Annotated in this window: 18 protein-coding genes and 1 pseudogene; 9 read left to right on the top strand and 10 right to left on the bottom strand. The window is 54.1% G+C overall.

What is annotated here, in order from left to right:
- Nucleotides 1–268: 268 nt before the first annotated feature.
- Together ACJHYR_RS11480 and ACJHYR_RS11475 are read right to left on the bottom strand one after the other, a co-directional pair.
- A complete protein-coding gene (locus ACJHYR_RS11480; RefSeq protein WP_001586637.1) occupies nt 269–1,132 on the bottom strand; it encodes a YjjW family glycine radical enzyme activase in 864 nt (287 codons plus the stop codon).
- Nucleotides 1,104–2,654: a YjjI family glycine radical enzyme gene (locus ACJHYR_RS11475; protein ID WP_001143238.1), complete on the bottom strand. Its 1,551-nt coding sequence runs from the start codon at nt 2,652–2,654 to the stop codon at nt 1,104–1,106. Before ACJHYR_RS11475 ends, ACJHYR_RS11480 begins: the two co-directional genes overlap by 29 nt.
- A 257-nt stretch (nt 2,655–2,911) precedes the next feature.
- Between ACJHYR_RS11475 and deoC the strand changes: the two genes are divergently transcribed.
- The 5 genes from deoC (at nt 2,912) to yjjJ (ending at nt 8,640) form a co-directional block, all read left to right on the top strand.
- Nucleotides 2,912–3,691, top strand: a complete 780-nt coding sequence (gene deoC, locus ACJHYR_RS11470; RefSeq protein ID WP_001298497.1) for a deoxyribose-phosphate aldolase — start codon at nt 2,912–2,914, stop codon at nt 3,689–3,691.
- A 77-nt stretch (nt 3,692–3,768) separates the two neighbouring features.
- Nucleotides 3,769–5,091, top strand: coding sequence for a thymidine phosphorylase (gene deoA / locus ACJHYR_RS11465; RefSeq protein WP_072837370.1), 1,323 nt, complete (start codon nt 3,769–3,771; stop codon nt 5,089–5,091).
- Between the two features lie 51 nt (nt 5,092–5,142).
- Nucleotides 5,143–6,366, top strand: coding sequence for a phosphopentomutase (gene deoB / locus ACJHYR_RS11460; protein WP_000816471.1), 1,224 nt, complete (start codon nt 5,143–5,145; stop codon nt 6,364–6,366).
- A gap of 56 nt (nt 6,367–6,422) precedes the next feature.
- Entirely contained in the window at nt 6,423–7,142 is a 720-nt protein-coding gene (deoD, locus tag ACJHYR_RS11455; RefSeq protein WP_000224877.1) for a purine-nucleoside phosphorylase, read from the top strand.
- Between the two features lie 166 nt (nt 7,143–7,308).
- Nucleotides 7,309–8,640, top strand: coding sequence for a type II toxin-antitoxin system HipA family toxin YjjJ (yjjJ, locus tag ACJHYR_RS11450; protein ID WP_042097273.1), 1,332 nt, complete (start codon nt 7,309–7,311; stop codon nt 8,638–8,640).
- Here yjjJ and lplA read toward each other — a convergent pair whose 3' ends face one another.
- Entirely contained in the window at nt 8,641–9,657 is a 1,017-nt protein-coding gene (lplA, locus tag ACJHYR_RS11445) for a lipoate--protein ligase LplA (RefSeq protein WP_000105893.1), read from the bottom strand.
- Nucleotides 9,658–9,684: 27 nt separating this feature from the next.
- On the bottom strand, nt 9,685–10,329 hold the full coding sequence (locus ACJHYR_RS11440; RefSeq protein WP_000124615.1) for a YtjB family periplasmic protein: 645 nt from the start codon (nt 10,327–10,329) through the stop codon (nt 9,685–9,687).
- 105 nt (nt 10,330–10,434) lie between these two features.
- Here ACJHYR_RS11440 and serB point away from each other — a divergent pair, with 105 nt between their 5' ends.
- The 3 genes from serB to nadR are packed head-to-tail and all read left to right on the top strand — an operon-like array spanning nt 10,435 to nt 14,087.
- On the top strand, nt 10,435–11,403 hold the full coding sequence (gene serB / locus ACJHYR_RS11435) for a phosphoserine phosphatase (RefSeq protein ID WP_001132956.1): 969 nt from the start codon (nt 10,435–10,437) through the stop codon (nt 11,401–11,403).
- Between the two features lie 48 nt (nt 11,404–11,451).
- Nucleotides 11,452–12,834, top strand: a complete 1,383-nt coding sequence (radA, locus tag ACJHYR_RS11430; protein WP_001029698.1) for a DNA repair protein RadA — start codon at nt 11,452–11,454, stop codon at nt 12,832–12,834.
- Between the two features lie 20 nt (nt 12,835–12,854).
- Nucleotides 12,855–14,087, top strand: a complete 1,233-nt coding sequence (gene nadR, locus ACJHYR_RS11425) for a multifunctional transcriptional regulator/nicotinamide-nucleotide adenylyltransferase/ribosylnicotinamide kinase NadR (RefSeq protein WP_000093812.1) — start codon at nt 12,855–12,857, stop codon at nt 14,085–14,087.
- A 247-nt stretch (nt 14,088–14,334) separates the two neighbouring features.
- On the opposite strand, the pseudogene ACJHYR_RS11420 reads toward nadR, so the two are convergent.
- The 5 genes and pseudogenes from ACJHYR_RS11420 to ACJHYR_RS11400 all read right to left on the bottom strand — a co-directional run.
- Nucleotides 14,335–14,475, bottom strand: a pseudogene (locus tag ACJHYR_RS11420) (hypothetical protein); the annotation flags it as partial.
- Nucleotides 14,476–14,547: 72 nt separating this feature from the next.
- Nucleotides 14,548–14,760 carry a DUF1471 domain-containing protein gene (locus ACJHYR_RS11415; RefSeq protein WP_000848790.1) on the bottom strand — a complete coding sequence of 71 codons (213 nt, stop codon included), beginning with the start codon at nt 14,758–14,760 and terminating at the stop codon, nt 14,548–14,550.
- A 157-nt stretch (nt 14,761–14,917) separates the two neighbouring features.
- Nucleotides 14,918–15,334, bottom strand: coding sequence for an SRPBCC family protein (locus tag ACJHYR_RS11410; RefSeq protein WP_001140838.1), 417 nt, complete (start codon nt 15,332–15,334; stop codon nt 14,918–14,920).
- A 25-nt stretch (nt 15,335–15,359) separates the two neighbouring features.
- A complete protein-coding gene (locus ACJHYR_RS11405; RefSeq protein WP_059328241.1) occupies nt 15,360–16,157 on the bottom strand; it encodes an SDR family NAD(P)-dependent oxidoreductase in 798 nt (265 codons plus the stop codon).
- Nucleotides 16,158–16,176: 19 nt separating this feature from the next.
- Nucleotides 16,177–17,187, bottom strand: coding sequence for an aldo/keto reductase (locus tag ACJHYR_RS11400; protein ID WP_000023619.1), 1,011 nt, complete (start codon nt 17,185–17,187; stop codon nt 16,177–16,179).
- Between the two features lie 133 nt (nt 17,188–17,320).
- Between ACJHYR_RS11400 and ACJHYR_RS11395 the strand changes: the two genes are divergently transcribed.
- Nucleotides 17,321–18,208, top strand: a complete 888-nt coding sequence (locus tag ACJHYR_RS11395; protein ID WP_000566334.1) for a LysR substrate-binding domain-containing protein — start codon at nt 17,321–17,323, stop codon at nt 18,206–18,208.
- A gap of 153 nt (nt 18,209–18,361) precedes the next feature.
- Here the strand turns inward: ACJHYR_RS11395 and ettA are convergent, their stop codons facing one another.
- Nucleotides 18,362–20,029 (bottom strand): energy-dependent translational throttle protein EttA, encoded by a 1,668-nt coding sequence (gene ettA, locus ACJHYR_RS11390; RefSeq protein ID WP_000046749.1) that lies wholly within the window; start codon nt 20,027–20,029, stop codon nt 18,362–18,364.
- Nucleotides 20,030–20,203: the final 174 nt, after the last annotated feature.

Genomic DNA, 20,203 nt, shown 5'->3' with positions numbered 1-20,203 from the left:
GATGCGACGCTGACGCGTCTTATCATGCCTACAGGTCTGTGCCGAACCGTAGGCCGGATAAGGCGTTCACGCCGCATCCGGCAGTTGGCGCACAATGCCTGATGCGACGCTGACGCGTCTTATCATGCCTACAGGTCTGTGCCGAACCGTAGGCCGGATAAGGCGTTCACGCCGCATCCGGCAGTTGGCGCACAATGCCTGATGCGACGCTTGACGCGTCTTATCATTCCTACAAGTCTGTGCCGAACCGTAGGCCACATCCGGCATGTCACAAATACAGCGCCGGAAATATCAACCGGCTCACCCCGCGCACCTTTAACGCATCAGCCAACTGCTCAACATCTTCCGGTGTGGCGCTCGGCCAGCTTTGCGCTTCGCCATACACGCCGTGGGCATGAAACGCGTTCAGGCGTACCGGAACATCGCCAAGTCCCTTGATAAACGCCGCCAGTTCTTCGATGTGTTGCAAATAATCCACCTGGCCAGGGATTACCAGCAAACGCAGTTCCGCCAGCTTGCCGCGCTCTGCCAGCAAATAGATGCTGCGCTTAATCTGCTGATTATCGCGTCCGGTTAACTGTTGATGACATTCGCTACCCCACGCTTTGAGATCGAGCATCGCGCCGTCGCACACCGGGAGCAATTTTTCCCAGCCGGTTTCGCTCAACATACCGTTACTGTCCACCAGACAGGTGAGATGGCACAGTTGCGGATCATTTTTGATAGCAGTAAACAGCGCCACCACAAACGGTAGCTGGGTCGTGGCTTCGCCGCCGCTTACCGTTATCCCTTCGATAAACAGCACTGCTTTGCGGATATGGCTAAGCACCTCATCCACGCTCATGGACTGCGCCATTGGCGTGGCATGTTGCGGACACATCTTCAGGCAGGTATCACATTGCTCGCAGACCACAGCGTTCCACACCACTTTGCCGTCAACAATCTGCAACGCCTGATGCGGACACTGTGGCACGCACTCCCCGCAGTCATTGCAACGTCCCATCGTCCACGGATTGTGACAGTTTTTGCAGCGCAGATTGCAGCCCTGCAAAAACAGAGCCAGACGACTGCCTGGCCCGTCAACGCAGGAGAAGGGGATAATCTTACTGACTAAAGCGCATCTGCTGTTCATGGCTTATCACGCGCGGCTGGCGTTCCAGAATACGAGTGTTACGTGCGGCCTCTTCGCCCAGCCAGGTGGTGTTGGTACGTGAACCTTCGGCGCGATATTTTTCTAAATCCGACAAACGCACCATATAACCGGTAACGCGAACCAGATCGTTACCGCTGACATTGGCGGTAAATTCACGCATTCCGGCTTTAAAGGCACCGAGGCAAAGCTGTACCAGCGCCTGCGGATTACGTTTGATGGTTTCGTCGAGCGTCAGAATGTCGCTGATGCCGGAATAATAATAAGCATGATGCGGGGCGACGGTTTGCAGATGGGTGATCGGATCTGGCTCATCACCATACGGCAAGCGTGCGCCCGGCGTGGTGCCGATATCGGAACTGATCCCCGACTGTGCGTGTAACATGGCGCGTTTTTGCCAGCCATATTTCACGGGGGTATTGGCGACAAACTCCGCCAGTTGCGCGCTGATGCGATAACCCACTTCATTTGCAGCAGCTTCTTTACCGTAACGTGCGACAATTCCTTCTTTCTCACACAGTAAGTTAACTGCTTCCGCCAGTCCGTACATGCCAAACATTGGCACAAAACGTTCAGGGTTAATCAGCCCTTCTTTCACCAGGAAGCTATTCTCAAAGAAGTGTGATTGTTGATAGAGGAATTCACACCGCGCATCGATGATGGCGATCTGCTGCTGGCAGTAGTGCGGTAGAGTGCGCGTAAAGAAGTCATCCAGCGATTCGCTGCGCTCGGCAATGGCTTTCAGGTTAAGGCGTACCAGCGTGCTGCCACCACCCGCCAGCGGCAGTGAGTTGTAACAGCTCACAATCCCGTAGCCCCCTTTTGTGAAAATTTTATCATGCACCGGACCGTTGGCGATGTGCGGTTTGCTACATTCACAGATGTTCTTCGCCACTTCCAGCAGCAGGTCATCAGGGGTGATTTCAGGATCGTAGATAAAGGTCAGGTTCGGTGAAACCTGCTTCAGCTCTGCATCTGCACGTAAGATTGCACGGGTGATGGGCGAATCAGACGGGCCGATATTGGCGTGCATAAAGGCGTCTGGCAGGGTTCTGTCGAGGTAACGCCAGAAACGTTTTATTCGAATATCGATCTCGTCTTGTGTTAGAATTCTAACATACGGTTGCAACAACGCATCCAGTTGCCCCAGGTAGACCGGCATCGATGTGACCGACGGTACGTGGTGGTAAAGAATGGTCAGCAGAGAGAGTGCATCATCAAGATCTTTCGCGCCTTCCAGCTCCAGCCATTCGGAACCGTTCGCCAGAAAACGGGCGTAATCGGGTAAGACATAGCGCGGTTTGTACGGCGCATGACCTTCAAACATATCGCAGATTACACCTTCATCCAGCGCGCGGCGGGCTTCGGCAGGAAGCTGTGGGTAAGGCAGATTGTTTTCTGCTTCCAGTGCCAGAAAATGGCGCTTCTGCTCCGGGCTAAGCACTGGGCTGGTGACAATTTGCTGGCAACGTTGTTGCAGTGCATTTTCATGAGAAGTGGGCATCTTCTTTTCCTTTTATGCCGAAGGTGATGCGCCATTGTAAGAAGTTTCGTGATGTTCACTTTGATCCTGATGCGTTTGCCACCACTGACGCATTCATTTGAAAGTGAATTATTTGAACCAGATCGCATTACAGTGATGCAAACTTGTAAGTAGATTTCCTTAATTGTGATGTATATCGAAGTGTGTTGCGGAGTAGATGTTAGAATACTAACAAACTCGCAAGGTGAATTTTATTGGCTACAAGCCAGGAGAATGAAATGACTGATCTGAAAGCAAGCAGCCTGCGTGCACTGAAATTGATGGACCTGACCACCCTGAATGACGACGACACCGACGAGAAAGTGATCGCCCTGTGTCATCAGGCCAAAACTCCGGTCGGCAATACCGCCGCTATCTGTATCTATCCTCGCTTTATCCCGATTGCTCGCAAAACGCTGAAAGAGCAGGGCACCCCGGAAATCCGTATCGCTACGGTAACTAACTTCCCACACGGTAACGATGACATCGACATCGCGCTGGCAGAAACCCGTGCGGCAATCGCCTACGGTGCCGATGAAGTTGACGTAGTGTTCCCGTACCGTGCGCTGATGGCAGGTAACGAGCAGGTTGGTTTTGACCTGGTGAAAGCCTGTAAAGAGGCTTGCGCTGCGGCTAACGTACTGCTGAAAGTGATCATCGAAACCGGCGAACTGAAAGACGAAGCGCTGATCCGTAAAGCGTCTGAAATCTCCATCAAAGCGGGTGCTGACTTCATCAAAACCTCTACCGGTAAAGTGGCAGTGAACGCGACGCCGGAAAGCGCGCGCATCATGATGGAAGTGATCCGTGATATGGGCGTAGAAAAAACCGTTGGTTTCAAACCGGCGGGCGGCGTGCGTACTGCGGAAGATGCGCAGAAATATCTCGCCATCGCCGATGAACTGTTCGGCGCTGATTGGGCCGATGCGCGTCACTACCGCTTTGGCGCTTCCAGCCTGCTGGCAAGCCTGCTGAAGGCTCTGGGCCACGGCGACGGTAAGAGCGCCAGCAGCTACTAAGGCTTGATTTGCCGGATGACGCAGCGATGCTCATCCGGTTCCCCGATTACCTCGTCTCTTTTCCACGGGAGGTTACCTTGTTTCTCGCACAAGAAATTATTCGTAAAAAACGTGATGGTCATGCGCTGAGCGATGAAGAAATTCGTTTCTTTATCAACGGTATTCGCGACAACACTATCTCCGAAGGGCAGATTGCCGCTCTCGCGATGACCATTTTCTTCCACGATATGACAATGCCTGAGCGTGTCTCGCTGACCATGGCGATGCGAGATTCAGGAACCGTTCTCGACTGGAAAAGCCTGCATCTGAATGGCCCAATTGTTGATAAACACTCCACCGGTGGCGTCGGCGATGTGACTTCGCTGATGTTGGGGCCGATGGTCGCAGCCTGCGGCGGCTATATTCCGATGATCTCCGGTCGCGGCCTCGGTCATACTGGCGGTACGCTCGACAAACTGGAATCCATTCCTGGCTTCGACATTTTCCCGGATGACAACCGTTTCCGCGAAATTATTAAAGACGTCGGCGTGGCGATTATCGGTCAGACCAGCTCACTGGCTCCGGCGGATAAACGTTTCTACGCGACCCGTGATATTACCGCAACCGTGGACTCCATCCCGCTGATCACTGCCTCGATCCTGGCGAAGAAACTGGCGGAAGGTCTGGACGCGCTGGTGATGGACGTGAAAGTGGGTAGCGGCGCGTTTATGCCGACCTACGAACTCTCTGAAGCCCTTGCCGAAGCGATTGTTGGCGTGGCTAACGGCGCTGGCGTGCGCACCACCGCGCTGCTCACCGACATGAATCAGGTACTGGCCTCCAGTGCAGGTAACGCGGTTGAGGTTCGTGAAGCAGTGCAGTTCCTGACGGGAGAATATCGTAACCCGCGTCTGTTTGATGTCACGATGGCGCTGTGCGTGGAGATGCTGATCTCCGGCAAACTGGCGAAAGATGACGCCGAAGCACGCACGAAATTGCAGGCGGTGCTGGACAACGGTAAAGCGGCAGAAGTCTTTGGTCGTATGGTAGCGGCACAAAAAGGCCCAACCGACTTCGTTGAGAACTACGCGAAGTATCTGCCGACAGCGATGCTGACGAAAGCAGTCTATGCTGATACCGAAGGTTTTGTCAGTGAAATGGATACCCGCGCGCTGGGGATGGCAGTGGTTGCAATGGGCGGCGGACGCCGTCAGGCATCTGACACCATCGATTACAGCGTCGGCTTTACTGATATGGCGCGTCTGGGCGACCAGGTAGACGGTCAGCGTCCGCTGGCGGTTATCCACGCGAAAGACGAAAACAGCTGGCAGGAAGCGGCGAAAGCGGTGAAAGCGGCAATTAAACTTGCCGATAAAGCACCGGAAAGCACACCAACTGTCTATCGCCGTATCAGCGAATAACGGTATACTGATCTGATCATTTAAATTTGAAGCACTGAGTACGGAGAACATATGAAACGTGCATTTATTATGGTGCTGGACTCATTCGGCATCGGCGCTACAGAAGATGCAGAACGCTTTGGTGACGTCGGGGCTGACACCCTGGGTCATATCGCAGAAGCTTGTGCCAAAGGCGAAGCTGATAACGGTCGTAAAGGCCCGCTCAATCTGCCAAATCTGACCCGTCTGGGGCTGGCGAAAGCACACGAAGGTTCTACCGGTTTCATTCCGGCGGGAATGGACGGCAACGCTGAAGTTATCGGCGCGTACGCATGGGCGCACGAAATGTCATCCGGTAAAGATACCCCGTCTGGTCACTGGGAAATCGCCGGTGTCCCGGTTCTGTTTGAGTGGGGATACTTCTCCGATCACGAAAACAGCTTCCCGCAAGAGCTGCTGGATAAACTGGTCGAACGCGCTAATCTGCCGGGTTACCTCGGTAACTGCCACTCTTCCGGTACGGTCATTCTGGATCAGCTGGGCGAAGAGCACATGAAAACCGGCAAGCCGATTTTCTATACCTCCGCTGACTCCGTGTTCCAGATTGCCTGCCATGAAGAAACTTTCGGTCTGGATAAACTCTACGAACTGTGCGAAATCGCCCGTGAAGAGCTGACCAACGGCGGCTACAACATCGGTCGTGTTATCGCTCGTCCGTTTATCGGCGACAAAGCCGGTAACTTCCAGCGTACCGGTAACCGTCACGACCTGGCCGTTGAACCGCCAGCACCGACCGTGCTGCAGAAACTGGTTGATGAAAAACACGGCCAGGTGGTTTCTGTCGGTAAAATTGCAGACATCTACGCCAACTGCGGTATCACCAAAAAAGTGAAAGCGACTGGCCTGGACGCGCTGTTTGACGCCACCATCAAAGAGATGAAAGAAGCGGGTGATAACACCATCGTCTTCACCAACTTCGTTGACTTCGACTCTTCCTGGGGCCACCGTCGCGACGTCGCCGGTTATGCTGCGGGTCTGGAACTGTTCGACCGCCGTCTGCCGGAGCTGATGTCTCTGCTGCGCGATGACGACATCCTGATCCTCACCGCTGACCACGGCTGTGATCCGACCTGGACCGGTACTGACCACACGCGTGAACACATTCCGGTACTGGTTTACGGCCCGAAAGTAAAACCGGGCTCACTGGGTCACCGTGAAACCTTCGCGGATATCGGCCAGACTCTGGCAAAATATTTTGGTACTTCTGATATGGAATATGGCAAAGCCATGTTCTGATGGATTTGGGCGGAGCGTTGACTCCGCCTTTGTTATGTCACAAAAAGGATAAAACAATGGCTACCCCACACATTAATGCAGAAATGGGCGATTTCGCTGACGTAGTTTTGATGCCAGGCGACCCGCTGCGTGCGAAGTATATTGCTGAAACTTTCCTTGAAGATGCCCGTGAAGTGAACAACGTTCGCGGTATGCTGGGCTTCACCGGTACTTACAAAGGCCGCAAAATTTCCGTAATGGGTCACGGTATGGGTATCCCGTCCTGCTCCATCTACACCAAAGAACTGATCACCGATTTCGGCGTGAAGAAAATTATCCGCGTAGGCTCCTGTGGCGCTGTTCTGCCACACGTAAAACTGCGCGACGTCGTTATCGGTATGGGTGCCTGCACCGATTCCAAAGTTAACCGCATCCGTTTTAAAGACCATGACTTTGCCGCTATCGCTGACTTTGACATGGTGCGTAACGCAGTAGATGCAGCTAAAGCACTGGGCATTGATGCTCGCGTTGGTAACCTGTTCTCCGCTGACCTGTTCTACTCTCCGGACGGCGAAATGTTCGACGTGATGGAAAAATACGGCATCCTCGGCGTGGAAATGGAAGCGGCTGGTATCTACGGCGTCGCTGCAGAATTTGGCGCGAAAGCCCTGACCATCTGCACCGTGTCTGACCACATCCGTACTCACGAGCAGACCACTGCCGCTGAGCGTCAGACCACCTTCAACGACATGATCAAAATCGCACTGGAATCCGTTCTGCTGGGCGATAAAGAGTAATTGTGTTTCGCTGAAAGGCGAACGTCGTGTTAAGCCGGAGTGGGAGACCGCTCCGGCTTTATATTATCTATTCATTTCTCTCTCCAGCTTGAATATTTTCGCTATACTTTTCAGTGAAATGTGTTAATAAATCTATTCAAGTATCTATTCACGAATCTATTCATTAATGAGCGAACTGACCGATCTTTTATTGCAAGGGCCGCGTTCTGCCCCGGAATTGCGCCAGCGTCTGGCAATCAGTCAGGCGACGTTCTCACGCCTTGTTGCCAGAGAAGATCGGGTGATTCGCTTTGGTAAAGCACGGGCAACGCGATATGCACTGCTGCGTCCTTATCGCGGAATTGAGCGTATTCCCGTATGGCGAGTGGACGATGCCGGAAAGGCGCATAAATTCGCCGACATCCGGTTGTGCTGGCCGCAGGGAAGTTGTCTGGTAACAGGCGCAGATGGCGACGAACAGTGGTTTGATGGTTTGCCCTGGTATTTGACCGATCTGCGACCGCAGGGGTTTTTGGGGCGCGCGTGGGGCAGGAAGTTAGCCGCGCAACTGAATCTTACTGAAGATATCCGTCTCTGGCAGGAAGAAGATGTGCTCTACGCCCTGACCGTATTTAGCGGTGAATACACCGGCGGCTGGCTGGTCGGGGAGGGGAATTATCAGCGATGGATTACTGCACAACGCCCTGCGGCAATTCATCTGGATCAAAAACTCACCCGTTATGAACAACTGGCGCATGATGCACTGGCAGGAGAAATTGTGGGTTCTTCTGCGGGCGGCGAGCAGCCAAAATTTACCTGCTATGCACAAACGCCGTCAGGCAATAAACATGTGCTGGTTAAATTCACCGTGCCACAGCAAACCGCGGTCAGCCAACGTTGGGGCGACTTGCTTATTGCGGAATCTATTGCCGCGCAAATCCTGCGCGACGGTGGGATCCACGCCATCGAGTCAACGGTGCTTGTAACAAGTAACAGGCAGGTATTCCTTGAAGCGGAACGATTTGACTGCAAAGGTAACGATGGTCGCTTGCCCATTGTGTCGCTGGAGGCGGTGCAGAGTGAGTTTATCTCTTCTCCGGGATCGTGGCCGGAGGCTATGCGCCGTTTGTGTGAGCAACAACTTGTCACTCACCAGAGCGTGGCGCAAACAGAAGTGATCTGGGCGTTTGGGCGACTTATCGCCAACAGCGATATGCACGCAGGCAATTTATCATTTTATTTATCTGAACCACCATTTGCGCTGACGCCCGTCTACGACATGCTGCCGATGGCCTATGCACCAAACAGCGCCGGAATGTTGCGTGATGCTGCCATTGAGGTGAGGTTTGATCTTAACGTCAGTAAAAGTGCATGGTTAACGGCGATCCCGCTGGCGCAGCAGTTCTGGCAAACGGTCGCCGGAGATCCGCGTATCAGCGAGGCATTTCGCCACATTGCACAAGAAATGCCGGAAAAAATCCGGCAAATCGAAGGGAAAGTTGCCCGCATGGGCGGGTAACTACCGCACTGCCCCCGCTATCCATGCCGACAACTCCCGTAGCTCTTTTTCCTGTTCCGGGAAGTCAACCAACAGCGCTTCGCACTCCTGTTGCAGCATATCTGCGCGGTACAGGCAGCCTTGCAGTCGTCCGGCGAGGGCTTCCAGCGGCGCGGGGTTGAGGCTGTCGGTAAACACCTGGGCGCGGGTGATATGGCCTTTTTCAACGTCGAAATGCAGTTCCACACCGCCCCAAGTAAAGCGTTCATCCAGCAGATGCGAGAATGCCGGAGCCTGACCGAAGTTCCATTCCCAGCTACTCTGGCGGGCAAAGGTTTCGGCGAAGTTTGGCAAGTCTGGCGTTTTGTCCGGGGAGATGATTTCTGCTTCCACGCGCTCGCCATAATGGGCGAAAAAGGCCTCGGTTATGGCCTCGCAAACCTGCTCATGGGTGATCCCCGGCAGCAGCTCGGTGAGGTTGGTCACGCGGGAACGTACCGACGTAATGCCTTTCGCCGCCAGTTTCTTTTTATCCGGATTGAGATAGTTTGCCAGGCGGCTAAGGTCGGCATTGAGCAGCAAGGTGCCGTGGTGGAAGCCGCGATCTTTGGTTTCGCGATAGGCCGAGCCTGAGACTTTGCGGTCGCCTTCGGCGGTTTTCACCACCAGATCGTTACGTCCGGACGCTTCGGCGGTGACGCCGAGCGCGTTCAGCGCATTAAGCACAATCGACGTGGAGATAGTTTTATCGTACTCCGGCTTGCCAGCCATAAAGGTAAAGCAGGTATTGCCGAGATCGTGGAACACCGCGCCGCCACCGCTGCTGCGCCGCGCCAGGCGGACGTTATCTTCTTCCATCCGCCGGGTATTACACTCTTTCCACGGGTTCTGCGCGCGACCAATCACTACCGTGTCGGCATTGCGCCAGAGAAACAGAACGCGCTGCGTGGCGGGCATCTGGCGAAAAATACACTCCTCCACCGCCAGGTTAAACCACGGGTCGTAAGAGTCAGAGATGAGCAGGCGTAATGTGGACATAACGATTTCCTTTCTTGTAGTAATGGGTCACTCTTTTTTCTCGCTTTCTTCCTCTTCCGGCACCGGTTTGCTGGCGGTTAACAGGAAGGGCGATTGCTGCCAGCGGGTGCGTTTACCCTGTAGCAGCGTGCGGGTCAGCACTACGCCGATTGCCAGTGAGAGCAGCAACATCAGGCGTAAAATGTTAGTGGTGTTATCCACCTGTTGGGCTTCGGTGGCGAGCGTATGGGTGTCGAGCGTCAGGCGCAGATAGCCGAGCGGTCCGTTTTTCCCGGCAATTGGTTCGACAATCTGCTGGTTAAAATAGCCGCCCGCTTTTTTGCCGTCGAGCGCCAACCGGTCGCGCACTTCGACGCTTTCGCCAGAACGGGCGATAAGATCGCCTTGTTCGTCATACACGCCCGCGTCGAGGATGCGGCTTTCATCCGTTAACTGATCGAGGATCGCCTGAATGCGTTTTTCATCCGGTGAGTCGGTACGCATCAGCGGTGCAACGTTCAGCGTCACCTGACGCGCCAGGGTGCGGGCCAGTTCTTCCAGCTGTGGATTACGCTGTCGCTGGTGGTTTTGACTAAACCATGACGCTCCCTGCATCAGCGCCACTAACAAGGCAAGACAGAACAGGACAATCACTGCCCGATGCAGCCGGAATTTCAGTTTTGTGCGAGCCATCTTCCACCCTTTGAAAATTTGAGACTTAATGTTGCCAGAAGCAATGGATACAAGGTAGCCTCATGCGTTATTTTCCCTGCTTCGAACGATTTTACAGGAGCCTTAATGCCTAACATTACCTGGTGCGACCTGCCTGAAGATGTCTCTTTATGGCCGGGTCTGCCTCTTTCATTAAGTGGTGATGAAGTGATGCCACTGGATTACCACGCAGGTCGTAGCGGCTGGCTGCTGTATGGTCGTGGGCTGGATAAACAACGTCTGACCCAATACCAGAGCAAACTGGGCGCGGCGATGGTGATTGTTGCCGCCTGGTGCGTGGAAGATTATCAGGTGATTCGTCTGGCAGGTTCACTCACCGCGCGGGCTACGCGCCTGGCCCACGAAGCGCAGCTGGATGTCGCGCCGCTGGGGAAAATCCCGCACCTGCGCACGCCGGGTTTGCTGGTGATGGACATGGATTCCACCGCCATCCAGATTGAATGTATTGATGAAATTGCCAAACTGGCCGGAACGGGCGAGATGGTGGCGGAGGTAACCGAACGGGCGATGCGCGGCGAACTCGATTTTACCGCCAGCCTGCGCAGCCGCGTGGCGACGCTGAAAGGCGCTGATGCCAATATTCTGCAACAGGTGCGTGAAAATCTGCCGCTGATGCCAGGCTTAACGCAACTGGTGCTCAAGCTGGAAACGCTGGGCTGGAAAGTGGCGATTGCCTCCGGTGGCTTTACTTTCTTTGCTGAATACCTGCGCGACAAGCTGCGCCTGACAGCCGTGGTAGCCAATGAACTGGAGATCATGGACGGTAAATTTACCGGCAATGTGATCGGCGACATCGTAGACGCGCAGTACAAAGCGAAAACTCTGACTCGCCTCGCGCAGGAGTATGAAATCCCGCTGGCGCAGACCGTGGCGATTGGTGATGGAGCCAATGACCTGCCGATGATCAAAGCGGCAGGGCTGGGGATTGCCTACCATGCCAAGCCAAAAGTGAATGAAAAGACGGAAGTCACCATCCGTCACGCTGACCTGATGGGGGTATTCTGCATCCTCTCAGGCAGCCTGAATCAGAAGTAATTGCCTGCCCGTCATCCTGCGGGCGGCACAGCATTAACGAGGTACACCGTGGCAAAAGCTCCAAAACGCGCCTTTGTTTGTAATGAATGCGGGGCCGATTATCCGCGCTGGCAGGGGCAGTGCAGCGCCTGTCATGCCTGGAACACCATCACCGAGGTGCGTCTTGCTGCGTCGCCAACGGTGGCGCGTAACGAGCGTCTCAGTGGCTATGCCGGTAGCGCCGGGGTGGCGAAAGTCCAGAAACTCTCCGACATCAGCCTTGAGGAGCTGCCGCGTTTTTCCACCGGATTTAAAGAGTTCGACCGCGTATTAGGCGGCGGGGTGGTGCCGGGAAGCGCCATTCTGATTGGCGGTAACCCAGGTGCGGGGAAATCCACGCTGTTGCTGCAAACGCTGTGCAAACTGGCGCAGCAGATGAAAACGCTGTATGTCACTGGCGAAGAGTCGCTGCAACAGGTGGCAATGCGCGCTCATCGCCTTGGCCTGCCGACTGACAATCTCAATATGTTGTCGGAAACCAGCATCGAGCAGATCTGCCTGATTGCCGAAGAAGAGCAACCGAAGCTGATGGTAATTGACTCCATCCAGGTGATGCATATGGCGGATGTTCAGTCATCGCCTGGCAGCGTGGCGCAGGTGCGTGAAACGGCGGCTTATCTGACGCGCTTCGCCAAAACGCGCGGCGTGGCGATTGTCATGGTTGGGCACGTAACCAAAGATGGCTCGCTGGCTGGCCCTAAAGTGCTGGAACACTGTATCGACTGTTCGGTGCTTCTGGATGGCGATGCCGACTCCCGTTTTCGCACCTTACGCAGCCATAAAAACCGCTTCGGCGCGGTGAATGAGCTGGGCGTCTTCGCGATGACCGAACAGGGGCTGCGTGAAGTTAGCAACCCTTCCGCCATCTTTTTAAGCCGCGGTGATGAAGTGACCTCCGGTAGCTCAGTGATGGTGGTATGGGAAGGAACGCGTCCACTGCTGGTGGAGATCCAGGCGCTGGTCGATCACTCGATGATGGCGAATCCACGCCGCGTCGCAGTAGGGCTGGAGCAAAACCGTCTGGCAATCCTGCTGGCGGTGCTGCACCGTCACGGTGGGTTGCAAATGGCCGATCAGGATGTATTTGTTAACGTGGTCGGTGGCGTGAAGGTAACCGAAACTAGCGCCGACTTAGCGTTACTGCTGGCGATGGTTTCCAGCCTGCGCGACAGACCGCTGCCGCAGGATCTGGTGGTGTTTGGTGAAGTCGGGCTGGCAGGGGAGATCCGCCCGGTGCCCAGCGGCCAGGAACGAATCTCTGAAGCGGCGAAACACGGTTTTCGGCGGGCGATTGTTCCGGCGGCTAACGTGCCGAAAAAAGCGCCGGAAGGGATGCAGATTTTTGGCGTTAAAAAACTCTCCGACGCGCTTAGCGTGTTCGACGACTTATAATGAGAGATACGGAGGGAGATATGTCGTCATTTGATTACCTGAAAACTGCCATCAAGCAACAGGGCTGCACGCTACAGCAGGTAGCTGATGCCAGCGGTATGACCAAAGGGTATTTAAGCCAGTTACTGAATGCCAAAATTAAAAGCCCCAGCGCGCAAAAGCTGGAGGCGTTGCACCGTTTTTTGGGGCTTGAATTTCCCCGGCAGAAGAAAACCATTGGTGTCGTATTTGGTAAGTTCTACCCGCTACATACCGGACATATCTACCTTATCCAGCGCGCCTGTAGCCAGGTTGACGAGCTGCATATCATTATGGGTTTTGACGATACCCGCGACCGCGCGTTGTTTGAAGACAGCGCCATGTCGCAGCAGCCCACGGTGCCGGATCGTCTGCGCTGGTTATTGCAAACCTTTAAATATCAGAAAAATATCCGTATTCATGCTTTCAACGAAGAGGGCATGGAGCCGTATCCGCACGGCTGGGATGTGTGGAGCAACGGCATCAAAAAGTTTATGGCTGAAAAGGGGATCCAGCCGGACCTGATCTACACCTCGGAAGAAGCCGATGCGCCACAGTATATGGAACATCTGGGGATCGAAACGGTGCTGGTCGATCCGAAACGCACCTTTATGAGTATCAGCGGTGCGCAGATCCGCGAAAACCCGTTCCGCTACTGGGAATATATTCCCACCGAAGTGAAGCCGTTCTTTGTGCGTACCGTGGCGATCCTTGGCGGCGAGTCGAGCGGTAAATCCACCCTGGTAAACAAGCTTGCCAATATCTTCAATACCACCAGTGCGTGGGAATATGGTCGCGATTATGTCTTTTCACACCTTGGCGGTGATGAGATCGCATTGCAGTATTCCGACTACGATAAAATCGCGCTGGGACACGCGCAATATATTGATTTTGCGGTGAAATATGCCAATAAAGTGGCGTTTATTGACACCGATTTTGTCACTACCCAGGCGTTCTGCAAAAAGTACGAAGGGCGTGAGCATCCGTTCGTGCAGGCGCTGATTGATGAATACCGTTTCGATCTGGTGATCCTGCTGGAGAACAACACGCCGTGGGTGGCGGATGGTTTACGCAGTCTCGGCAGTTCGGTGGATCGCAAAGAGTTCCAGAACTTGCTGGTGGAGATGCTGGAAGAGAACAATATCGAATTTGTGCGGGTTGAAGAAGACGATTACGACAGCCGTTTCCTGCGCTGTGTGGAGCTGGTGCGGGAGATGATGGGGGAGCAGGGATAACCGTGACGAAACGGCTCAAAGGCGAGGTATAAAATGAGTTTTTTTGATGAGTTGAAAACCTCTCTGGAAGAGGCTGTTGAGATTAGAAAGAACCTGCACGGGTGACCCACTACGAAATTGCGGATGCTAAGGCTATTCGTGAGCAACTTCATACTCCAACTGACCGGTTGCGTAGCCAGAATGCAATCAAATCTGACAGTCCGCTTCGGCGCGCGCTTTGGTGTATTTACCGGAGTAAATCAGCGTGCCATGGAAAATTATGCGCAGCGCTTCTGCTGATTTGCGTACCTTCGCTGATGAGAAGTCCTGCACTGGCGTGCTGCGCGTAATAGTCCGCCATCATGTCAGTCGTAACGTCACCCGCACGGGAACGTGTCATCGGTGGCATTACAATACGGTTTTTTAATGGCAACGCATTCAGCGCATATTTAGCAAATTACGTAATGGGTCCCTTGCGCGGTTATTTGTACAGTTCGGCACTCATGGTGACGGTATTGCCCATGCGAGCGCTGGTGATTTTGTATTCAGAGGCGTTTATCTCTTTCGCTTTCTGCGCAATAACCGCTTCCGCAGAATCCAGTGTTGTACCGGTTGCTGTTACGCTTTGCGCCGATGCGTTAAACGCCGCGACAGAGAAAAGAGAAGCTGTAAAAATTGCGATGATCGTTTTCATGTTTATATTCCAGAGTGTCTTAATTGTTTGGCGTTTATTAACGCGATGGGGAGAGAATACGCCTGCTGCCTGATAACATAAATGATACAAATGACAATAGACTATTCTGATTTTGTTAATAATCAGACGCCGGACGTTCCGACGCCTGTCGATTGCATCAGGCAACAAAGTTGTCCTTCAGCGCTTTGAGACCATCCCGATAGATGCCGGTAAACAGCGCTTCGGCCTCTTCGTTCGTCACATTCACCGGGGTGAATTCACCGAACCATTCCACACGGGAAACCTGGCTGTCGGCGGTTTCATGAACGGTAATGGTGGAGAGGTAATCCACCACCGGGAACGGTGCCTGAATAATGGAATAGGTATAACTGCGTTGACGGTTATCAAACGCTTCCAGACGTTCAACCACAGTGCCGCCGTCAGAGGTTGTCAGCGAACGAACGCGACCGCCTTCTGTCACTACGCTTTTCGGGATGAACGGCAGCCAGTCTGGCAGCGCATCAAAGCCGCCCATCAATTGCCATACGGCGTCGGCAGAAGCCGGAATTTCGATCGATACAGTTGTTTTAGCCATGATAATTTTCTCTTAATTTATAGGGTTACATAGTCAGGGTGTCGACGACACCGCCATCGACGCGCAGGGCTGCCCCTGTGGTTGCCGAGGAAAGCGGTGACGCGAGATAAACCGCCAGATTCGCTACTTCTTCCACATCCGCCGCACGCTGGATGATGGAACTCGGACGCGAGGTTTTAACAAACTCATCGGCCTGTTCACGCGCACTGCGTCCCGATTGTGCAGCGGCATCCGCCAGCATCTCTTTCAGGCCATCGGTAAAGGTTGGCCCTGGCAGAATGGCGTTGACGGTCACACCGGTCCCTGCCAGTCGTTTCGCCAGACCATGAGAGACCGCCAGATTCGCGGCTTTGGTGACGCCGTAGTTGATCATGTCGCCAGGGATTGCCACGCCGGATTCGGACGAGACAAAGATAATCCGCCCCCAGCCCTGTTCCGTCATGCCTGGCGCATAGTGACGCGCCAGACGAACGCCGGAGAGGACGTTGACGTTATAGAAGTGCAGCCACTCATCATCCGGAACGCTAAAGAAATCTTTATCGTTGAAAATGCCCAGATTATTGACCAGCACATCAGCCGTTGGGACTGCAGCGATCAGCGCAGCCACGCCGTCTTCGGTGCTGAGATCGGCCACCACGCCACGCAGTGACGCCGTGGGAGTTTGTGTCGCAATCGCAGCCATGGCGTCATCAACGCCGCGCTGTTTACGGCCGACGACAACCACCGTTGCGCCTGCTTTTGCCAGTCCGGCGGCGATACCCTGCCCAATGCCGGAGGTTGAGCCGCTGACCACCGCGACTTTACCTGTCAGATCCAGTTTCATCGTTTTCTCACCAGGTTGATTAACGGGTCGGCAGCGGAGCGTTTTCCGCAACCAGATTTTGACGGCGCATTTCTGCCCAGAATTCAGCCGGAACAGGCGCATTCAGTGCAGCCAGATCTTCTGCCATACGGCCAGGACGGCTGGAGCCAGGAATAACCGCCGCAACGGCCGGGTTTGCCAGCGCGAACTGCAGCGCAGCTGCTTTAACGTTCACATTGAAACGTGTGGCAATGGTGTTAATTTGCGCCACTTTCTGCTGGATGGCCGCAGAAGCTTTCTGATATTCAAAGTGCTCGCCGCCTGCCAGTACGCCAGAGCTGTACGGACCGCCCACAACAATATCCACGTTCTGTTCCAGTGCTTCTGGCATCAGGCGTTGCAGCGCACGTTCGTGATCCAGCAGGGAATAACGCCCCGCCAGCAGGAACGCATCCGGCTTCGGTTCGTCCAGCGCCAGCGTCAGTTCGCAAGGTTCGACGCGATTCACACCCAGTCCCCAGGCTTTAATCACACCTTCGTCACGCAAACGTGTCAGTGCACGAAACGCACCGGTACGAGCAATGTTGAACTGCTCCAGCCAGCTGTCACCGTAGAAGTCCTGCGCCGGGTCGTGGATCCAGACAATATCCAGACGATCTGTTTTCAGGCGTTTCAGGCTGTCTTCAATCGAGCGCAGCGTGGCGTCAGCAGAGTAGTCATTCAGAATTTTGTTTTTCAGGCCATGTTCGAACAGGCCACCTTTTTCACCGAAATCACGTTTTGCCGGATCTTCCATTTCGTCCAGCATGATGCGGCCGACTTTGCTGCTCAGAACGTATTCATCACGTGGATACTGAGACAGCGCTTCGCCCATGCGGATTTCAGAAAGGCCAGAGCCGTACAGCGGCGCGGTATCAAAGTAACGCACGCCCAGGTTCCAGGCTTCGCTCACGGTGGCGTGGGCCTCGTCTTCCGGAATGGCACGGAACATGTTGCCGAGTGGTGCGCCACCTAAGCCAATTTTGCCGGGAAGTAAATTTTTGATGCTCATAAGATGTCCTCAATTATTCGGTTTGGGTTAGGGCGTTTTTTTGCTATCGCCCTGTGACGTGGATCACAATACCTTGCGAGGTTGTGACTTGATAGGACATAATTCGTCTGACTTAAGTCCTTTGAGGTCTAACATGATTGATTTACGCCAACTGAAGTACTTCGTGGTGGTCGCAGAAGAAGAGCACGTGGGACGCGCAGCCGAGCGATTACATATCTCGCAATCACCGCTGAGCCGCCAGATTGCACAACTGGAAGAACGGCTGGGGCTGACGCTGTTTGAGCGTAATCAGCAGCGCATTCGCCTGACCGCTGATGGACAGACATTCCTTGCCGAAACACGTTCATTGCTGACACACGCCAACCGTCTGGAGTCGTTAGGCAAACGCCTGGGACGGGGGGAAGATGGTGGCTTGTGTATTGGCTATATCGAAAACGCCATGCATTCCGGTGTGCTTTCTACGGCGCTACGTACGTTACGTGTATCGCGTCCGAATGTGCATATCGCACTTTACAGCCAACCACCGGCTACCCAGATTGAAGGCCTGCGCCAGCGCAGTCTCGATTTTTCTCTGGTCGATACGCCGCCCACCGACAGCGAGCAGGATCTGGAATATATTCAGGTTCTGGATGATCGAATGTTGTTGGCCTTACCGCAAAATCATCCTCTGGCGCAGGAGGAAAACCTTGTCGCGTCACAACTTGGCGATGAGCAGTGGATTGCGGTGATTCATAACGACGATGCGCATTCTCGCGATCATTTTGTCGCCGCCTGTGTTAACGCCGGGTTTAATCCTGATATTCGCCTGGAAGCGGGTGAACCCCTCACGGCATTAGGTTTGGTCGCTGCGGGATTAGGTCTGGCCTTAATTCAACATAGTCTGCGTCATAATGCGCCGGAAGGGGTGGTATTACGTGAATTGCCGTGGATGAATTATTCAACGCAATTATGGGCAGCCTGGCATAAAGCCAACCAACGTCCGCTGGTTTCCCATTTCCGCCAGATTTTGCGCGGTGAATAAAACGTTAAGCGGGAACCATGAGTTCCCGCTTGATTTGAGATGTCAGTCCGCATCTGAGCTAATACGCTTAAAGAGAATTCTGCCTTTTCGGGGACTCATCATTTAACTAATACCGGATGCGATGCTGGCGCGCCGCATCCGGCATTTTACGCATTACTTCGCAATACGCTTGTACTTGATACGCTTCGGCTCCAGCGCGTCTGCGCCCAGCGTGCGTTTCTTGTACTCTTCGTACTCGGTAAAGTTACCTTCGAAGAACTCAACTTTACCTTCATCCTGGTAATCCAGGATGTGCGTGGCGATACGGTCGAGGAACCAACGGTCGTGCGAGATAACCATCGCACAGCCCGGGAACTCCAGCAGGGCGTTTTCCAGCGCGCGCAGGGTTTCGATATCCAGGTCGTTGGTTGGTTCGTCGAGCAGCAGCATGTTGCCGCCAACTTGCAGCAGCTTCGCCAGATGCAGACGACCGCGCTCACCGCCGGAGAGTTCACCAACGCGTTTACCCTGATCAACCCCTTTAAAGTTAAAGCGGCCAACGTAGGCGCGGCTTGGCATCTCGGTGTTGCCGATTTTCATGATATCCAGCCCGCCGGAAACTTCTTCCCAAACGGTTTTGCTGTTATCCATTGAGTCACGGAACTGATCAACCGATGCCAGTTTCACCGTTTCACCCAAAGTGATGGTGCCGCTGTCCGGCTGTTCCTGACCAGAGATCATACGGAACAGGGTCGATTTACCCGCACCGTTCGGACCGATGATCCCGACGATCGCCCCTTTCGGGATCGAGAAACTCAGATCATCAATCAGCAGACGATCGCCATAGGATTTACGCAGATTGCTGACTTCCAGCACTTTGTCGCCCAGACGCGGTCCAGGTGGAATAAACAGTTCGTTGGTTTCGTTACGTTTCTGATATTCGGTGCTGTTCAGTTCTTCAAAGCGCGCCAGACGTGCTTTACCTTTCGACTGACGGCCTTTAGTCCCCTGACGTACCCACTCCAGCTCTTTCTCAATCGACTTACGACGCGCAGCTTCTTGTGAAGCTTCCTGCGCCAGACGTTGATCTTTCTGCTCCAGCCAGGAGGAGTAGTTACCTTCCCACGGAATACCTTCACCACGGTCCAGTTCGAGGATCCAGCCTGCAACGTTATCAAGGAAGTAACGGTCGTGGGTAATCGCCACAACGGTGCCTTCGAAGTCGTGCAGGAAGCGTTCCAGCCAGGCCACGGATTCGGCATCCAGGTGGTTGGTCGGTTCGTCGAGCAGCAGCATGTCTGGTTTTTCCAGCAGCAGGCGGCACAACGCCACGCGACGACGCTCACCACCGGAGAGGTTTGCGATTTTCGCGTCCCAGTCCGGCAGACGCAGCGCATCCGCTGCACGCTCCAGCTGAACGTTCAGGTTGTGACCGTCGTGAGCCTGAATGATCTCTTCCAGACGGCCTTGTTCAGCGGCCAGCTTGTCAAAATCGGCATCCGGATCGGCGTACAGCGCATACACTTCATCCAGGCGTTTCAGGGCGTTAACCACTTCAGAAACCGCTTCTTCAATGGACTCACGCACGGTGTGTTCCGGGTTCAGCTGCGGTTCCTGCGGCAGATAACCAATCTTGATATCCGGTTGCGGACGCGCTTCGCCTTCGATGTCTTTATCAATGCCCGCCATAATGCGCAGCAGGGTGGACTTACCCGCGCCGTTCAGACCCAGGACACCAATTTTTGCCCCAGGGAAGAAACTCAGAGAGATGTTTTTCAAAATATGACGTTTCGGCGGAACAACTTTGCCGACACGATGCATGGTATAAACGAATTGAGCCACGTTGGACTTCGCCTCTATGTTTATCGTGATGATGAGTTTTCAAAGGCGAAGTGTAGCCTGTTTCCTTATCTAATCCCAGCCGGTCGATCACCCTCCCGATAAAAGTAAAAAAGTGTCCGTAACGTGGCGTAAACGGCAATGACTGGTTAGCATAAATCTATTACGCGGCATGAC

This window comes from Escherichia sp. WS1450 (assembly GCF_046487395.1).
Classification (GTDB): Bacteria; Pseudomonadota; Gammaproteobacteria; order Enterobacterales; family Enterobacteriaceae; genus Escherichia; species Escherichia coli.
Note: the sequence above shows the minus strand (reverse complement) of the source record. Positions and strands in the feature narration are given on the sequence as shown.